Origin of the sequence: Pseudomonas cedrina subsp. cedrina (genome assembly GCF_001983175.1) — a bacterium.
Classification (GTDB): domain Bacteria; phylum Pseudomonadota; class Gammaproteobacteria; order Pseudomonadales; family Pseudomonadaceae; genus Aquipseudomonas; species Aquipseudomonas cedrina.
The window spans coordinates 297285-313406 of record NZ_MNPW01000006.1 but is presented as its reverse complement, the minus strand read 5'-3'; the positions used below and the strand labels follow the sequence as shown (position 1 = coordinate 313406).

17 protein-coding genes are annotated in these 16122 nt (G+C 61.6%); 7 read left to right on the top strand and 10 right to left on the bottom strand.

Going from position 1 to position 16122, the window contains the following annotated elements; all coding sequences use genetic code 11:
- Window positions 1–1440, bottom strand: coding sequence for a cardiolipin synthase (cls, locus tag BLL36_RS14745; RefSeq protein WP_076952132.1), 1440 nt, complete (start codon window positions 1438–1440; stop codon window positions 1–3).
- A gap of 131 nt (window positions 1441–1571) precedes the next feature.
- On the opposite strand from cls, the gene BLL36_RS14740 reads away from it, so the two are divergent.
- Window positions 1572–2093 carry a DUF3617 domain-containing protein gene (locus tag BLL36_RS14740; RefSeq protein ID WP_076952131.1) on the top strand — a complete coding sequence of 174 codons (522 nt, stop codon included), beginning with the start codon at window positions 1572–1574 and terminating at the stop codon, window positions 2091–2093.
- Here BLL36_RS14740 and BLL36_RS14735 read toward each other — a convergent pair.
- Genes BLL36_RS14735 through folE2 form a run of 6 tightly spaced genes read right to left on the bottom strand, consistent with a single transcriptional unit; the run spans window position 2090 to window position 7299 of the window.
- Entirely contained in the window at window positions 2090–3427 is a 1338-nt protein-coding gene (locus BLL36_RS14735; protein WP_076952130.1) for a dihydroorotase, read from the bottom strand. The two genes, BLL36_RS14740 and BLL36_RS14735, sit on opposite strands and share 4 nt — an antisense overlap.
- 3 nt (window positions 3428–3430) lie before the next feature.
- Window positions 3431–3991: a gamma carbonic anhydrase family protein gene (locus tag BLL36_RS14730; RefSeq protein ID WP_076952129.1), complete on the bottom strand. Its 561-nt coding sequence runs from the start codon at window positions 3989–3991 to the stop codon at window positions 3431–3433.
- Window positions 3988–4866, bottom strand: coding sequence for a metal ABC transporter substrate-binding protein (locus BLL36_RS14725; RefSeq protein WP_076952128.1), 879 nt, complete (start codon window positions 4864–4866; stop codon window positions 3988–3990). The genes BLL36_RS14730 and BLL36_RS14725 overlap by 4 nt, the downstream gene beginning before the upstream one ends.
- Window positions 4867–4877: 11 nt before the next feature.
- The gene (locus BLL36_RS14720) at window positions 4878–5744 is read right to left on the bottom strand and encodes a metal ABC transporter permease (RefSeq protein ID WP_076952127.1); all 867 of its coding nucleotides are present in this window, start codon (window positions 5742–5744) and stop codon (window positions 4878–4880) included.
- Complete coding sequence (locus BLL36_RS14715; protein WP_076952126.1) at window positions 5744–6412, bottom strand: metal ABC transporter ATP-binding protein; 669 nt, start codon at window positions 6410–6412, stop codon at window positions 5744–5746. Before BLL36_RS14715 ends, BLL36_RS14720 begins: the two co-directional genes overlap by 1 nt.
- Window positions 6409–7299 (bottom strand): GTP cyclohydrolase FolE2, encoded by an 891-nt coding sequence (folE2, locus tag BLL36_RS14710; protein ID WP_076952125.1) that lies wholly within the window; start codon window positions 7297–7299, stop codon window positions 6409–6411. Before folE2 ends, BLL36_RS14715 begins: the two co-directional genes overlap by 4 nt.
- Window positions 7300–7427: 128 nt before the next feature.
- Here folE2 and BLL36_RS14705 point away from each other — a divergent pair, with 128 nt between their 5' ends.
- Window positions 7428–8630 (top strand): N-acetylmuramoyl-L-alanine amidase, encoded by a 1203-nt coding sequence (locus tag BLL36_RS14705; RefSeq protein ID WP_076952124.1) that lies wholly within the window; start codon window positions 7428–7430, stop codon window positions 8628–8630.
- On the opposite strand, the gene BLL36_RS14700 is transcribed toward BLL36_RS14705, so the two are convergent.
- On the bottom strand, window positions 8627–8998 hold the full coding sequence (locus BLL36_RS14700; RefSeq protein WP_076952123.1) for a glutamine synthetase: 372 nt from the start codon (window positions 8996–8998) through the stop codon (window positions 8627–8629). The two genes, BLL36_RS14705 and BLL36_RS14700, sit on opposite strands and share 4 nt — an antisense overlap.
- A gap of 139 nt (window positions 8999–9137) precedes the next feature.
- Between BLL36_RS14700 and zigA the strand changes: the two genes are divergently transcribed.
- Genes zigA through BLL36_RS14685 form a run of 3 tightly spaced genes read left to right on the top strand, consistent with a single transcriptional unit; the run spans window position 9138 to window position 11994 of the window.
- Entirely contained in the window at window positions 9138–10343 is a 1206-nt protein-coding gene (gene zigA / locus BLL36_RS14695) for a zinc metallochaperone GTPase ZigA (RefSeq protein WP_076952122.1), read from the top strand.
- Window positions 10343–10987, top strand: coding sequence for a DUF1826 domain-containing protein (locus BLL36_RS14690; RefSeq protein WP_076952121.1), 645 nt, complete (start codon window positions 10343–10345; stop codon window positions 10985–10987). The genes zigA and BLL36_RS14690 overlap by 1 nt, the downstream gene beginning before the upstream one ends.
- A gap of 44 nt (window positions 10988–11031) precedes the next feature.
- Window positions 11032–11994 (top strand): CobW family GTP-binding protein, encoded by a 963-nt coding sequence (locus BLL36_RS14685; RefSeq protein WP_076952120.1) that lies wholly within the window; start codon window positions 11032–11034, stop codon window positions 11992–11994.
- Here BLL36_RS14685 and BLL36_RS14680 read toward each other — a convergent pair.
- On the bottom strand, window positions 11988–12383 hold the full coding sequence (locus BLL36_RS14680) for a DUF3301 domain-containing protein (RefSeq protein WP_076952119.1): 396 nt from the start codon (window positions 12381–12383) through the stop codon (window positions 11988–11990). The genes BLL36_RS14685 and BLL36_RS14680 overlap by 7 nt on opposite strands.
- Before the next feature lie 118 nt (window positions 12384–12501).
- Between BLL36_RS14680 and pdxY the strand changes: the two genes are divergently transcribed.
- Window positions 12502–13374 carry a pyridoxal kinase PdxY gene (gene pdxY, locus BLL36_RS14675; protein ID WP_076952118.1) on the top strand — a complete coding sequence of 291 codons (873 nt, stop codon included), beginning with the start codon at window positions 12502–12504 and terminating at the stop codon, window positions 13372–13374.
- Between the two features lie 162 nt (window positions 13375–13536).
- On the opposite strand, the gene BLL36_RS14665 is transcribed toward pdxY, so the two are convergent.
- A complete protein-coding gene (locus BLL36_RS14665; protein ID WP_076952116.1) occupies window positions 13537–14022 on the bottom strand; it encodes an acyl-CoA thioesterase in 486 nt (161 codons plus the stop codon).
- Window positions 14023–14314: 292 nt separating this feature from the next.
- Here BLL36_RS14665 and BLL36_RS14660 point away from each other — a divergent pair, with 292 nt between their 5' ends.
- Complete coding sequence (locus BLL36_RS14660; protein ID WP_076952115.1) at window positions 14315–16078, top strand: cation:proton antiporter; 1764 nt, start codon at window positions 14315–14317, stop codon at window positions 16076–16078.
- Window positions 16079–16122: the final 44 nt, after the last annotated feature.

Below are 16122 nucleotides of genomic sequence, written 5' to 3'. Positions count from 1 at the left end.
TCACAGAATCGGTGAAATAAGCCGCGCCACCCGCATGCCCAGTTGCTGAAGGCGGCGGGTCTCGCGGCTTTCTTTATGGCTGACTTCATGGGCGTGCGCGAAGTCGTCCAGCAGCATCTGCTCCACCTCTTTGGCGAAGGCGACATCGACCGTCAACAACATCACTTCGAAATTCAGCCGGAACGAACGGTTGTCCATGTTCGCGCTGCCGATGGCGCTGATTTCGCTGTCCACCAGCACCACCTTCTGATGCAGAAAGCCCGGCGTATAGCGGAACACCCGCACGCCTGCCCGCACCGCTTCGATGGCGTAAAGGCTGGAAGCGGCGTAGACGATGCGGTGGTCCGGGCGCGACGGCAGCAGCAGGCGCACATCGACACCGCGCAGGACCGCCAGGCGCAGGGCGGCGAATACGGCTTCGTCAGGGATGAAATACGGGCTGGTGATCCATACGCGTTCGGTCGCCGCGTGAATGGCTTCGACGAAAAACAGCGAGCACGTTTCATACGGGTCGGCCGGGCCACTGGCAAGCAACTGGCAGAGCACGCCGTCCTCGGGGTAGGCGTCCGGCAGGATCAGCGGCGGCAACTCGCGCGCGGCCCAGAACCAGTCTTCGGCAAACGACTCCTGCAAGCACGCCACCACAGGGCCGGCGACCTGCACGTGGGTATCGCGCCATGGCGCCAGTGGCGGCTTTTTGCCCAGGTATTCATCGCCGACATTATGCCCGCCGACAAACCCGGTGATGCCGTCCACCACCACGATCTTGCGGTGGTTGCGGAAGTTGACCTGAAAGCGATTGAGCCAGCCGCTGCGGGTGGCAAATGCCTTGATATGCACGCCGGCTTCACGTAACGACTGCACATAGCGATGGGGCAGGGCGTGGCTGCCGATACGGTCGTACAACACGTAGGTGGCGACGCCTTGCGCGGCTTTTTCCTTCAGCAGGGTGTGCAGTTGCCGGCCGAGCTCGTCGTCATGAATGATAAAAAACTGAAAGAGTACGGCGGTCCTGGCGCTGCGAATGGCGTCGAAGATCGCGCTGAAGGTGGCCTCGCCGTTGATCAACAGGCGCACTTGATTGTTCGCCAGGCACGGCATGCGTCCCAGTTTGGGCATGGCACGCAGGGAAGCGTAGGCGTTGGAGTTACGCGCGGCGAGCGCTTCCTCGACCCACGGGCGCCAGTTCAGTGCGGTGATCGCCTTGTGCATCTCCTGATTGGCTTGGCGACGCGCCTGGATGTAGGCGTCGAATGTGCTGCGGCCGAAGATCAGGTAGGGGATCAGCGTGAGGTAAGGCATGAACATCAGTGACAAGGCCCAGGCGATCGAGCCTTGGGCGGTCCTGACGGTCAGCACCGCGTGAATCGCGGCGAGGGTCCCCAGAAAGTGCAGCGTGGCGATGAAGTAGGCGAGCAGGTGCGGGCCAAAGAAATCCATGGACGACGGTACTCCAGGCAATCCAGTGCCTAACAGACCATGTCTGGTGAGGAATGTCGCTATTTTATTTGCCGTGCAACACTGGCGCCTTTGCAGCGTCTAACGCCCAACAATTACCCAGGAGTTACCCGATGAATGCTCGTCTGCTGTCTTTAGCCATGGTTATTGGTTTGTCGCTGCCGGTGGCGGCGCAGGCGCAGATGCTGGCGCCGGGCTTGTGGGAATTGACCACCAGCAATATGAAAGTCGATAACCAGGACCTGCCGGACCTGTCGCTGATCCTCGGTCAGCTCAAGCAACAGATGACCCCCGAACAGCGCGCCATGCTGGAAAAGCAAGGCATCACCATGGCCGGTAAAGGCGTGCAGGTGTGCCTCACCCCGGCGCAGGTCGCCTCGGACTCGATCCCCCTGACCGACCCGCAATCGGGCTGCAAACAGGAGGTCACCGACAAGACCGGCAATCAATGGAAATTCCGCTTCAGTTGCCCCAAAGCCCAGGGCACCGGCGTCGCTACGTTCCAAAGCCAAAAGGAATTCACCACCACCGTCAACGGCACCTTCAATGCCACCGGCATCCAGCAGAAGGGCAGCCTGGACACCCACGCCCAATGGCTGGGCAACGATTGCGGTACGGTCAAGCCGCGCGCTTAACGCAGGAAATGCAGGGGCAAGCCCTGGCAACTGTCGACCACCTGGCCGTTGTGCCAAGCCAGGTGGCCGGAGACCAGCGTGGTGCTGACGCTATGGCGAAAGCTGCGCTCAGCGAAAGGCGTCCAGCCGCAGCGGGCGAGGATCGGTTGGCTGCTGACCGGTTTGCCTGCGGGCTCTGCTTTGACCAACACCAGGTCGGCCCAATAACCTTCGCGTAGATAACCCCGATCCGGGATGGCGAACAGGTCGGCCACACGGTGACTGGTTTTCGCCACCAGGGTGGTCAACGGCAGCAGCCCGTCGGCGACTAATTCCAGCAGCGCCGGCAGGGCGTGTTGCACCAGGGGCAAGCCCGAGGGCGCCTCACGATACCCCTTCTGTTTTTGCGCCCAGGTATGCGGCGCATGGTCCGTGCCAATCACATCCAGACGATCACCCAGCAAGGCCAGGCGCAGCGCGTCGCGGTCGGCGCGGGTCTTGATCGCCGGGTTGCATTTGATCTGGTGGCCGAGGCGGTGGTAGTCGCGGTCATCGAACAGCAAGTGATGCACGCAGACTTCCGCAGTGATGCGTTTTTGCGCCAGTGGCTTATCCTCGAACAGGCTCAATTCTCGCGCGCTGGTGAGGTGCAGCACGTGCAGACGTGTGCCATGGCGCTTGGCCAATTCCACCGCGAGGGACGACGAGCGATAGCACGCCTCGGCATCGCGGATCAGTGGGTGTGCCACGGCGGGAATGTGCTCGCAGAAGCGCTCGCGCAGGCGCAGTTCGTTGGCCTGGATGCTCGGCGTGTGTTCGCAGTGGGCCAACAGAATGGTCGGGACTTGCGCGAACAGGCGCTCCAGGATGCGTGGGTCGTCCACCAGCATGTTGCCGGTCGAGGCGCCCATGAACACTTTGACCCCGGCCACCTCCCGCGGGTCGAGCGCGGCGACGGTGTCGAGGTTGTCGTTGCTCACGCCGAAGTGAAAACCATAGTTGGCCACCGAATGCAGGGCGGCGCGGCGCTTTTTGTCCGCCAGGGCTTCCAGGGTCAGGGTGGCCGGCTGGGTGTTGGGCATGTCCATGAAACTGGTGATGCCACCGGCCACCGCCGCGCGCGATTCGCTGTAGAAACTGCCTTTGTCCGGCGCGCCAGGGTCGCGAAAGTGCACCTGGTCGTCGATCATGCCCGGCAGCAGCCATTGGCCCTGGGCGTCGATAGCGACGGGCGCAGCGCAGCCTTCGATGCTGCCGGCAATCTTCTCGATGCGACCGTGGGCGATCAGTACATCGGCGTCGAATTCCTGGCCTTCATTCACCAGACGGGCGTTGCGGATCAGCAGGCGGCTCATGATTCAAAACTCGTTTTGCAGGGCTTTGTAGCCGCGTACCAGATCGACGTTGGTGCGTGCCACGTCTTCAGAAAACTCCGAGGCGCTGACGCTCACGGGCGGGAATTGCGACAGGTCGGTGTTGGGCCCGATGCGGGTGGTGGAGGGCACATAGAACGCGGCGGGCAAGTCGCGCCCGTCGACCACCGAGTTATGGCGCACCACGCAGCCGTCGCCCACTACGCAGTTGAACAGCACGCTGTTGAAGCCAATGAACACGCGGTCGCCGACGCTGCATGGCCCGTGGACAATGGAGCGATGAGCGATGGAGGTGAACTCTCCGATCGTCACCGCCGCGCCGGATTTGGAGTGGATGACCACGCCGTCCTGGATGTTGGAATTGGCGCCGATGGTGATCGGGTCCATGGCGCCGCTGGCATCGACTTCGTCGGCGCGGATCACCGCGTAGGGGCCGACAAACACGTTCTCGCCAATGATCACCTTGCCGCAGATGATCGCGGTCTTGTCGACGTAGGCCGATTCGGCAATCACCGGCAGATCGCCGGAGGGGTTCTTGCGGATCATGGCTTGGCCAACGCTGCGCACAAGGTATTGAGGTTGTATTCGAACAAGCCGGTGAAAGTGCTGGCCGGGCCTTCTGCGGCGAGGGCGTCCGAGTAGAGCGTGCCGCCGATCTGCGCGCCGCTTTCGTCAGCGATCTGCTTGAGCAGGCGCGAGTCCTTGATGTTTTCCATGAACACGGCTTTGACTTTGTCTTTGCGGATCTGCGTGATCAGCTCGGCCACTTCGGCGGCGGACGGCTCACGTTCTGTGGACAAACCTTGGGGCGCGAGAAACTCGATGCCATAGGCCTGGCCCAGATAACCAAAGGCGTCATGGGAGGTGACGATGCGACGGTTGCCGGGTGGCAATGCAGCGAACTTGGCCTTGGCTTCGGCGAGCAGGCGGTAGATCTGTTTCAGGTAGGTCTGGCTGTTGTGCTGGTAGTCGGCGGTGTTGGCCGGGTCGGCAGCGATCAACGCCTTGGTGATGTTGTTGACGTAGATTTGCGCGTTGGCCAGGTTATGCCAGGCGTGCGGGTCGGGAATGGTCTCGCCGTCTTCATCCATGGTGTGGGAGATCACGCCTTTGCTGGCGGTGACCACGGTGGCTTTGGTTTCGGTGCTGGCCACCAGGCGATCCAGCCAGGGCTCGAAACCCAGGCCGTTCTTGATAATCACGTTGGCCTTGAGCAGGGCTTTGGCGTCGTCCGGCGTTGGCTCGTAGGTGTGGGCGTCGGCATCGGGGCCGACCATGTTGCTGATCTGGATGTGATCGCCGCCGATCTGGTGAGTGATGTCATCAAGAATACTGAAGCTGGTAACCACTTGGAGCTTGTCTGCGGCCTGAGCCGTCGATAACGACAGGACGAGACTGAACAGCACGAATAGAGCGCGCATCGGGAAACACCTCATTGGGATGTAAGCAAGGGCGGGCGGCGCAGCAAGCCATGCACCGGACCGAAGACCACGGACAGCAGATACCCGGCGCCAGCCACCAGCACGATGGCCGGGCCGCTGGGCAACGAGTAATAGAACGACAGCAACAAACCCAGCCACACCGACAGGCATCCCAGCACCGCCGATACCGCGATCAACACCGGCAGGCGCCGGCTCCAGAAACGTGAAGCGATGGCTGGCAACATCATCAACCCCACCACCATCAAGGCGCCGATCGCTTGGAAACCGATCACCAGGTTCAGCACCACCAGCGTCAGGAACAGCCCATGGGCTAACGGGCCGAGTCGGCTGACGGTTCGCAGGAACAGGGGGTCGAGTGTGTCCAGCAGCAGCGGTTTGTAGATCGCGGCCATCACGATCAGGCTGAACCCGCACACCCAGAGCATGCCGGTGAGGGTGGCTTCGTCCACGGCCAGGGCGGAGCCGAACAACAGGTGCAGCAGGTCCAGGCGTTTGCCGGCGATGCCGAGGATCAGCACGCCAGCGGCGAGGGAGATGGGGTAAATGGCCGCCAGGCTGGCGTCTTCACGCAGCCCGGTGCGGCGGGTGATCCAGGCCGACAGGCCGGCCATGCTCAAGCCGGCGCCGAGGCCGCCGAGGGTCAGGGCGGGCAGGCTCAGGCCGGCGAACCAGAACCCTAGGGCGGCGCCGGGCAGGATGCCGTGGGCCACGGCGTCACCGATCAGGCTCATGCGCCGCAGGATCAGAAACACGCCCAGCGGCGCGGTGCTGCAGGCGAGTACCAGGCCGCCGATCAACGCGCGGCGCATGAAGACGAAGTCGAGGAAGGGCATCCACAGCTGGGCGGCGAAGTGCATCAGGCTACCTGCATCTGAGGTTGCGGGCGGATCAGCGCTTTGCTCGGGCCGAATACGCAGCCGGTGCTTTTGATCTGTACCACGTGCTGCGTGTGGTGGCGCACGGATGCGAGGTCATGGCAGACAACGACCACTGTGCGGCCCTGCGCATGCCAGGCGTGAATGTGTTGCCAGCACAGCGCCTGGCCTTCTTCGTCGAGGGCGGCGTGAGGCTCGTCGAGCAGCAGCACCGGCGTTTCGGCCAGGCTCATGCGGGCCAGCAGGGCGCGTTGCAATTGGCCACCGGACAACGCCATCAATGGGCGCTGTTCCAGACCGACGAGGCACCAGTCTTCCAGCACCGCTTCAAGGCGCCGGACGCGGTGCTGCGGGCTGAGTTGAGTGCCCCAGAAACCGGCGGCGACCAACTCTTGCAGGCTGATGGGGAACTGGCGATCCAAGTGTTGCTGCTGCGGCAGAAACGACAGGCCGCCACGTCGTGGAACATCGACGCTGACATGGCCGGCCAGGGGTTTTTGCAGGCCGGCGATGACCTTGAGCAGGCTACTTTTGCCCGTGCCGTTGGCGCCGATAACACCAGTGAGGCTGCCTTTTTCCAGCTTGAGATCAATCGGGGGTGTCAGCGGTTGGCCGGGGGCGCCCCAGCGCAAAGCGGTGCAGGTGATCATGCGGGGTTTCTCGTCCAGCGGCTTTCAGCCACGGCATCGTGCGCGTGCAGGCTTTCGGCGTGGATCACTTTCAGGTGGAAGGCTTTGATGGCATCCGAGCGTTTCAAGGCGAGGTTGAGGCGGCGGGCGGCGTCTTCGCAGAACATCAGGTTCTGACCGTTGGCCAGGGCGAAGGCTTGTTCGTCCGCGCGTTTTACGGCGGTTTGAACGGCGGTGCCAAGGGCGGCTTCGACGTTATCGATCAATTCTGTAAGCGGCAGGAGCTCGCCTTGCAGTTGGACATGCAGCTGCGCGCTGCTGCGCTGGCTGTGGGGCGTGGCGACGATGCCGCCAGCGCTGCCGAGCCAGGTCAACACGTCTTCATGCTGCAACGGTATGTTGGCGAAATCATCGATAAATTGCTGTTGAATCAATTGCCTGGCGAGGGCAGCGGAGCAGGGGCAGGTTGAAGAGTAGGCAACGTCAATTTTTAGTTCCACGTGGAACATCTGGTTTTCCAGCCGCGCTTCGACGCTCACCGGGTAGCTTTTCCAGCCGGCCAGCGGGCTGACCAGCGCCGCACGTTTGAGCAGCAGGTCGGTGTGAATCCGCAGGTACGCGTTATTAGATAAACCTTCATGACTGTCGAGAAAACGCTGCAGTACATTAAGCAGAAGTGCAGGCGTAAGCGGCTGTTGGTCGAGCATCTCCAGCGCCAGGTACAGGCGTGACATATGAATGCCACGGGCGGTGCCATCGTCCAGGCTCACGCCGGCATCGGCGGTGGCAGCCAGGCGCTGGCCGTCAATCAGGATCGGCAGGGCGATGCCGCACATCCCAACCCAATCCAGTGGCAAGGCTTGGCGTGAAGCCTGCGCGGCGATATCCGGCAGAGTCAGCGCATTCATAGGCAGGTCCATCGTTGGCAATAATTAGACATGTTATAGTATAACAATACGGTCGACGATGAATATTCTGCTCCAGCCTTTTTTCAGTCATGTCGAGTAGGGAAGCTCCTTCACTTGCGGTATTTGTCATGCACAGACGTCAGCTTCTTAACCTGCTCCTGGCCAGCCCTCTGTTCACCTTGCCTTTCGCGGCGTCGGCCACGCAGATTCGCAACGCTCGCCTGTGGCGCTCGGACGACAAGCTGCGATTGGTGTTCGACCTCAGCGGGCCGGTGCAATACAAGACCTTTACCCTGAGCGCGCCGGAGCGCCTGATCATCGACCTGAGTGGCGCCGGGCTCAGTGGTGATTTCTCGCAGTTGGCGTTGACGAACAGCGGCATCACTTCGATCCGCTCGGGGCATTTCGGCAAAGACGATACGCGCATCGTGCTCGACCTGGCCGCCCCGATGCAGCTCAACAGCTTTTTACTGCCACCCCAGGATGGCCAGGGCCATCGCCTGGTGCTGGACCTGACCAGCGCCACCCAGGCGCCTCGTCAGATTGCCGCCCAGCCTGCGCCGTTGGTGGATAACGCGCATCCCAAGCGCGACATTATTGTGGTGGTCGATCCTGGTCACGGCGGCAAGGACCCAGGCGCCGTCGGCTCCAAGGGCCAGCGCGAAAAAGACGTGGTGCTGTCCATTGCCCAGCTGTTGGCCAAACGCTTGAAGCGCGAAAAGGGCTTTGACGTGAAATTGGTGCGCAACGATGACTTCTTCGTCCCCTTGCGCAAGCGGGTAGAAATTGCGCACAAGCACAACGCCGATATGTTTATCTCGGTGCATGCGGATGCCGCACCGCGCATCACCGCCTCTGGCGCTTCGGTGTATGCCTTGTCCGAAGGCGGTGCGACGTCCGCCACCGCGCGGTTCATGGCGCAACGGGAAAACGGCGCGGATTTGCTTGGCGCCACCAGCTTGCTCAATCTGAAGGACAAGGACCCGATGCTGGCGGGCGTCATTCTGGACATGTCGATGAACGCCACCATCGCCTCCAGCCTGCAGCTGGGCAGCTCAATCCTCGGCAGCCTCGAAGGCATCACCAGCCTGCATCAGAAACGCGTGGAACAGGCAGGTTTTGCGGTGCTCAAGTCACCCGATGTGCCATCGATCCTGGTGGAAACCGGGTTTATCTCCAATGCACGAGACAGCGCACGCCTGGTTACCGCGCGTCATCAACAGGCGGTTGCCGACGGCCTGTTCGAAGGCCTGAAAAAGTATTTCCAGAAGAACCCACCGATGAACAGCTACCTGGCGTGGGTGCAGCAACAGAAGAACGCTCAGGTCTAACAGCCGGTCACGCGGCTGCAGGTGAACTTGGCGCTGGCGCCACCCGAACTGGAAAACCGGTTGAGGGTGGTCCAGCCCACGCGCCGTGTGTAGCCGACCCACGCCTCACCATCCGACGCCAGCCCGGTAAAGAACGTCAGTTGTCCGTAGCGGCTGTTGGTCTGAGCCCAGTAGCGTTTGCCGATCACCTCGTATCCGCGCAAGTACGTGGTGCTGCCAACGGTTGCCACGCTGTAGGCATTACCCAACGGATCAACGCAGGCCAGCAGGTTGGCGCTGCGTGTGCACTTGGTCAGCAGGCTGGGTGCCTGGGCGCAGGCAGTGCCTGCGGTTGCCAATAGAAGTAGGGCGCACACCAGGTATTTCATGGGGTTACTCAACGCCGGGAGGGTGCGCAAGCATTGCGCTCTTTGTCGTGACGAACAAGAGGGTTGGCTAATTTGAGTTGTTATACTATAACATAAATGCACAGCCTGGCCCGACCGGCGACCTGATGAGAATGACCTGATGCCCAATCGTCTCCCCGTTACTGTGTTATCCGGCTTTCTCGGCGCCGGTAAAAGCACGCTGCTCAACTACGTCCTGCGCAACCGCGAAAACCTGCGGGTGGCGGTGATCGTCAACGACATGAGCGAAATCAACATCGACGGCGGCGAAGTCCAGCGCGACGTCACCCTCAACCGCGCCGAAGAAAAGCTGGTGGAGATGAGCAACGGCTGCATCTGCTGCACCTTGCGCGAAGACTTGCTGGAAGAAGTCGCAAAGCTCGCCAAGGAAGGCCGCTTCGATTACCTGCTGATCGAGTCCACCGGCATTTCCGAACCCTTGCCGGTGGCCGAAACGTTCACCTTTCGTGATGAAAACGACCAAAGCCTGGCCGATATCGCGCGCCTGGACACTATGGTCACCGTGGTCGATGGCATGAACTTCCTGCTCGACTACCAGGCTGCGGACAGCCTGGCCTCACGCGGCGAAACCCTCGGCGAAGAAGACGAACGCTCCATCACCGACTTGCTGATCGAGCAGATCGAATTCGCCGATGTGATCCTCATCAGCAAGATCGACCTGATCAGCAGCCGCGAACGCGAAGAGCTGACCGCGATCCTTGAGCGCCTGAATGCCCAGGCACAGATCATCCCGATGGTCATGGGCGAAGTGCCGCTGGACAAGATCCTCAACACCGGGCGCTTCGACTTCGAACGCGCCGCCCAGGCCCCAGGCTGGTTGCAGGAATTGCGCGGCGAACATGTGCCGGAAACCGAGGAATACGGCATTGCTTCCACCGCTTACCGTGCTCGGCGTCCCTTTCATCCCCAGCGTTTTTTCGATTTCATCGACCGGCCTTGGGTCAACGGCAAACTGCTGCGCTCCAAGGGCTTTTTCTGGCTGGCCAGCAAGCACCAGGACGCGGGCAGTTGGTCCCAGGCCGGTGGCTTGATGCGCCATGGGTTTGCCGGGCGCTGGTGGCGCTTTGTACCGAAAAGCCAGTGGCCCCAGGACGAGGAAAGCGTCGCGGCGATCATGGGCAATTGGCAATTGAGCACCGGCGACTGCCGCCAGGAACTGGTATTTATCGGGCAAAACATCGACTTCACGCAGATGCGTGCCGAGTTGGACGCCTGCTTGCTCAGCGATGAAGAAATGGCCCTGGGCGTCGAAGGCTGGTGCCTGCTGGCCGATCCCTTTGGCCCTTGGTTTGAAGAGGCAGCCTGATGCTGGCCCCGGTGATTACCCTGCGCCCCGTGATTCGCCAGACGCGTGGGGAAACTCCGCTGGCGCTGTCCGATATCCTCGAAGACGGCGTCAACCTGGCGTTGTGGCAGCGCCAATTACCACTGCATATCGCGGAGTTTGGCGCCTTGCTGGTGGCGCTCAATGAGCCGTTGGCCGATTCAATGGTCATCGAACTTGACCGCGAAGACGCAGTGCCCGACTTGCGAGGTTTGGCGCGTCATTGTCGCGATCTTGAAGGATACGAGGGGTTTATCGCCGATGTGTCGTGGCTGATCAGCGCGTTTGCCTGCTTGCTGGGTGCCAAGCGTATCGGCGTGCGCCTGCGGCTGCTGGATAAGGCCATGTGCCCGCGTTTTCACGTCGACCACGTGCCGGTGCGGCTGATCACCACCTATGCCGGAATCGGCAGCCAATGGTTGCGTGAGGGCGTCATGGACCGTCGCACGCTCGGTCAGCCGGACGCCGAGCCCACCGACCGTATCGAGCAGATCCAGTGCGGCGAAGTCGCCCTGCTCAAGGGCACCAAATGGCATGGCAACGAAGGCCACGGTCTGATTCACCGCTCGCCAGCCCTCAAGGCGGCTGAACGCCGCTTGATCCTGACACTGGATTGGCTCGCATAACCGCGTAGGATCAAACGCTCTACACGGCCTGAATGATGCTCCCCATGCTGCAGAACATTCCCACCCACGTGATCGCCGGCCCCTTGGGCGCCGGCAAGACCAGCCTCATCAAGCACCTGCTCGCCCAGCGTCCGGCAGACGAGCGCTGGGCCGTGCTGATCAACGAGTTCGGGCAGATCGGCCTGGACGCCGCCTTGCTCACGCAAGATGACGACGGCATTGCCCTGGGTGAAGTCGCTGGCGGCTGCCTGTGCTGTGTGAATGGCGCACCGTTCCAGGTGGGACTTGGGCGGCTGTTGCGTAAGACCAAGCCCGACCGGTTGTTTATCGAACCGTCGGGGCTGGGCCATCCGGCACAGTTGCTCAGGCAGTTGCGGGAGACGCCGTGGCAGACCGTGCTGGCCGTGCAACCTTGCGTGATGGTGCTGGATGCGCAAGCCCTGGCAGCCGGCAAACCTTTACCGCAAGCCCAACAGCAAGCGCTGGCAAGTGCGGGTCTATTGGTATTGAACAAGGATGAAGCGCTGGACGCGGTACAGCGCCAGGCCATCGACCGGCAATTACCCAATTGTCCACTGTACTGGACGCGCCAGGCCCAGTTGCCGCTGGAGCAGTTGCCTGGCTTGAACGCACAGGCACGCACGGCTATGGATAACTTTGTTGTGCCCAACGGGCTCGCGCAAATGCCGGCGATCTGGAGCGATCCGTCGCGGCCTATTTGCTTGAACCAGGCCCAGGAAGGCGGCTGGAGTATCGGCTGGCGCTGGCACCCGAGCCAGCAGTTCGATACTCGACGCCTGCGTCACTGGCTGGCAAGCCTTGACTGGCGCCGCGCCAAACTGGTTATCCACAGCGTCGAAGGCTGGATCAGCGCCAACGCTGTGGATAACGACGTGCTCACCTGGCAGCCCAGCGAGTGGCGCCGCGATTCACGCATCGAATTGATCTTCAGCACCCCACAGGACGTGGGCGCCTTGCAGGCCGCGCTGGCGGCCTGCCGTTACTGACGTTTCTTGGTGCCGTGGTCCTGGCGCCACTGGCTCAGCTCGATCACGTCGGCGCTGGGCAGCGGCGTCTTGATCTCGAACGGGTAGGGCGCCAGTTCAATCTGCGCACTGTGGGCGCCGAACTGGGTGATGGTCCCCGCATGACGGGCTTCGCCGGTCACGGTGAACTCGAAGTTGTAGATGCGCGCCAGGCGCCGCCGGCCATTGGCGTCCTTCACAAAGCCGATGCGCTTGAGTGCGACCGCGCCGTCCAGCAGTTCGATGTCGAGCTTGGCGCAGTGCTGCTTGACCCGCTCCAGCGCCCGCTCGCGCAGGCCGTGGTTGTGCCATACCCACGCGGCGCCGGTCGCCAGCAGCATCAACACGAACATGTTTCCCAGGGTCAGCATGCGAAAAGACTCCAACAAAGTGAGAGCAGCTTAACTGTGTCGCCGGTCTGTCGTACAGGCTGCGTTTAGTCGCATACTGCGCGGCCAGAATTTCAACGGCTTTACGGAAATCTCCCGCATGAAACGCACACCTCATCTGCTTGCGATCCAGTCTCATGTGGTTTTTGGCCACGCGGGAAACAGCGCCGCCGTGTTCCCAATGCAGCGGGTCGGGGTGAACGTCTGGCCGTTGAACACGGTGCAGTTCTCCAACCACACCCAGTATGGTCAATGGGCAGGCGAAGTGTTGGCGCCGCAGCAAATTCCGGCGCTGGTGGAAGGCATTGCCGCAATCGGCGAGCTGGGTAACTGCGACGCCGTGCTCTCCGGCTACCTGGGCAGTGCGGCCCAGGGCCGGGCCATTTTGACCGGAGTGGCGCGCATCAAGGCCATCAACCCCAGGGCGCTTTACCTGTGCGACCCGGTGATGGGCCACCCGGAAAAAGGCTGCATCGTGCCCCAGGACGTCAGCGATTTCCTGCTGGATGAAGCCGCGGCCATGGCTGATTTCCTGTGCCCTAACCAATTGGAACTGGACAGTTTTGCCGGGCGCAAGCCGCAATCGCTGTTCGACTGCCTGGCCATGGCCAAGGCGTTGCTGGCGCGCGGGCCTAAGGCCGTGCTGGTTAAACATCTGGATTACCCCGGCAAGCTGCCGGACGGTTTCGAGATGCTGCTGGTGACAGCCGAAGGCAGCTGGCACCTGCGCCGCCCGCTGCTGGCATTTGCGCGCCAGCCGGTGGGCGTGGGCGACCTGACGTCGGGCCTGTTCCTGGCACGCGTACTCTTGGGTGATAGCCTGCTGGCAGCCTTTGAGTTCACCGCCGCAGCGGTGCATGAAGTACTGCTGGAAACCCAGGCCTGCGCCAGTTATGAGCTGGAACTGGTGCGCGCCCAGGACCGTATTGCCCATCCTCGTGTGCGGTTCGAGGCAACGCCGATCGGTTTGTAACGACACAGATCAAAAATGTGGGAGCGGGCTTGTGTGGGAGCTGGCTTGCCTGCGATAGGATCACTTCGGTGTAACTGAAATACCGAGGCGCCTGCATCGCGGGCAAGCCCGGCTCCCACACAAGCCCGCTCCCACATTTTGATTGGGTTTACAGCTTGGAATTTACAGCGCGTCAGCCTTGATCTCTTGGTAGCGCTTTTCCAGCTCCTGGCGGATCTGCCGGCGCTGCTGGGCCTGCACGAAGCGGCGCTTGTCTTCGCTGTTATGCGGTTGCAGCGGCGGAACGGGGGCCGGTTTGCGCTGGTCGTCCACGGCCACCATGGTGAAGAAGCAGCTGTTGGTATGGCGCACCGAGCGCTCGCGGATGTTCTCGGTCACCACCTTGATGCCCACCTCCATCGAGGTGTTGCCGGTGTAGTTGACCGACGCGAGGAACGTCACCAGTTCGCCGACATGGATCGGCTCGCGGAAAATCACCTGGTCCACCGACAGCGTGACGACATAGCGGCCGGCATAACGGCTCGCGCAGGCGTAGGCCACTTCGTCGAGGTACTTGAGCAGCGTGCCGCCATGCACATTGCCTGAGAAGTTGGCCATATCTGGGGTCATCAATACCGTCATCGACAGCTGGGCGTTTCCGGGTTCCATAGCACACTCACGGGTTGTAGGCATTGGTTGGGGAGGCACCTCTGTGGGTGCTGGAATCTTTGCAGCGCCATCCCTAACGGGACGCCACTGGGCAGCTTGCCGTCACGCTTCTACCGATCTGTTTCCATATATTGCACCGGCTTTCTGTCGGAAGTCGCGGTGTTAACCTTCAAAAGCCCATCTCAGGGCATTTCTTACGATTTAGGCAGACTTTTCCTTCCGAACTTAGCGATATTTCAACGGCGCGGGCGGAAGTGGGAAAAGCGCCGGTACCCTCAAGGAGCCCCTCGCCATGCACGCCATCAGCTTTATCCAGGACTTGGCCGTGATCATGCTGGTGGCAGGGGTTGTCACTGTCCTATTTCACCGGTTGAAGCAGCCGGTCGTGCTGGGCTATATCGTCGCCGGCTTTATCATCGGCCCCCACACCCCGCCGTTCGGCCTGATCCACGACGAAGACACCATCAAGACCCTCGCTGAGCTGGGGGTGATCTTCCTGATGTTCTGCCTGGGCCTGGAGTTCAGCCTGCGCAAGCTGTTCAAGGTGGGCGCCACGGCGTTTATCGCGGCCTTCCTGGAAATCATCCTGATGATCTGGATCGGTTACGAGATCGGCCAGTGGTTCGACTGGAACACCATGGACTCGCTGTTTCTCGGGGCGATCCTGGCGATTTCTTCCACCACCATCATCGTCAAGGCGCTCAATGACCTGAAGATGAAAAACCAGCGCTTCGCCCAGCTTATTTTTGGCGTGCTGATCGTGGAAGACATCCTCGGTATCGGCATCATCGCCTTGCTGTCGAGCATTGCGGTGAGCGGCACGGTCAGTTCCGGCGAGGTGTTTTCCACGGTCGGCAAGCTTTCGCTGTTCATGATCGTTGCGTTGGTCATCGGCATTTTGCTGGTGCCCCGTCTACTGGCCTACGTGGCCAAGTTCGAAAGTAACGAAATGCTGCTGATCACCGTACTGGGCCTGTGTTTCGGCTTCTGCCTGCTGGTGGTCAAGCTGGAATACAGCATGGTGCTGGGCGCGTTCCTGATCGGCGCGATCATGGCCGAATCCCGGCAGTTGATTAAGATCGAGCGCTTGATCGAGCCGGTGCGCGACATGTTCAGCGCCATCTTCTTTGTGGCGATTGGCTTGATGATCGACCCGCAGATCCTGCTGCAGTACGCCTGGCCGATTGCAGTGATCACCGTGGCCGTGGTGCTGGGCAAAATGCTGTCCTGCGGCCTTGGCGCTTTCATCGCCGGCAATGATGGCCGCACCTCACTGCGCGTGGGCATGGGGCTGTCACAGATTGGTGAGTTTTCCTTCATCATCGCGGCGTTGGGGATGACGTTGCAGGTGACCAGCGATTTTCTTTATCCCGTCGCGGTGGCGGTGTCGGCGATTACCACCTTACTCACGCCTTACCTGATTCGTGGCGCGGACCCGCTGTCATTGAAGATCGCGGCGGTCATGCCCAAGCGCATGAGCCGGGTGTTCGGCATGTATGGCGAGTGGCTGCGCAGCATTCAGCCCCAGGGCGAAGGCGCGATGCTGGCGTCGATGATCCGCAAAATCATCCTGCAAGTGGGGGTGAACCTGGCGCTGGTGGTGGCGATCTTCTTTGCCGGTAGTTATTTTGCGGCACGCATTGGCGGGTATCTGGAAGGCTGGATCAGCGACCCGAGCTGGCAGAAGGCGTTGATCTGGGGCGGGGCGCTGTTGGTTTCTCTGCCGTTTTTGATCGCGGCGTATCGCAAGCTCAAGGCGCTGTCGATGCTGCTGGCGGAGATGAGCGTGAAACCGGAAATGGCCGGGCGGCATACCCAGCGCGTGCGGCGGGTAATTTCCGAGCTGATCCCGATTCTCTCGCTGCTGTTGATCTTCGTGCTATTGGCAGCCTTGTCGGCCAGTATTCTGCCGACCAACAAGTTGCTGGTGCTGGTCGCGGTGGTCGCGGCGGCGGTGGCGGCCGTGCTCTGGCGGTGGTTCATCCGCGTGCATACGCGGATGCAGGTCGCCTTGCTGGAGACACTGGATAACCACAAGGACACGCCGGAGCACTGACGGGCAGTGGGGGCTGCGTTGCAGCCCAGCGCGAGCAAGCTCGC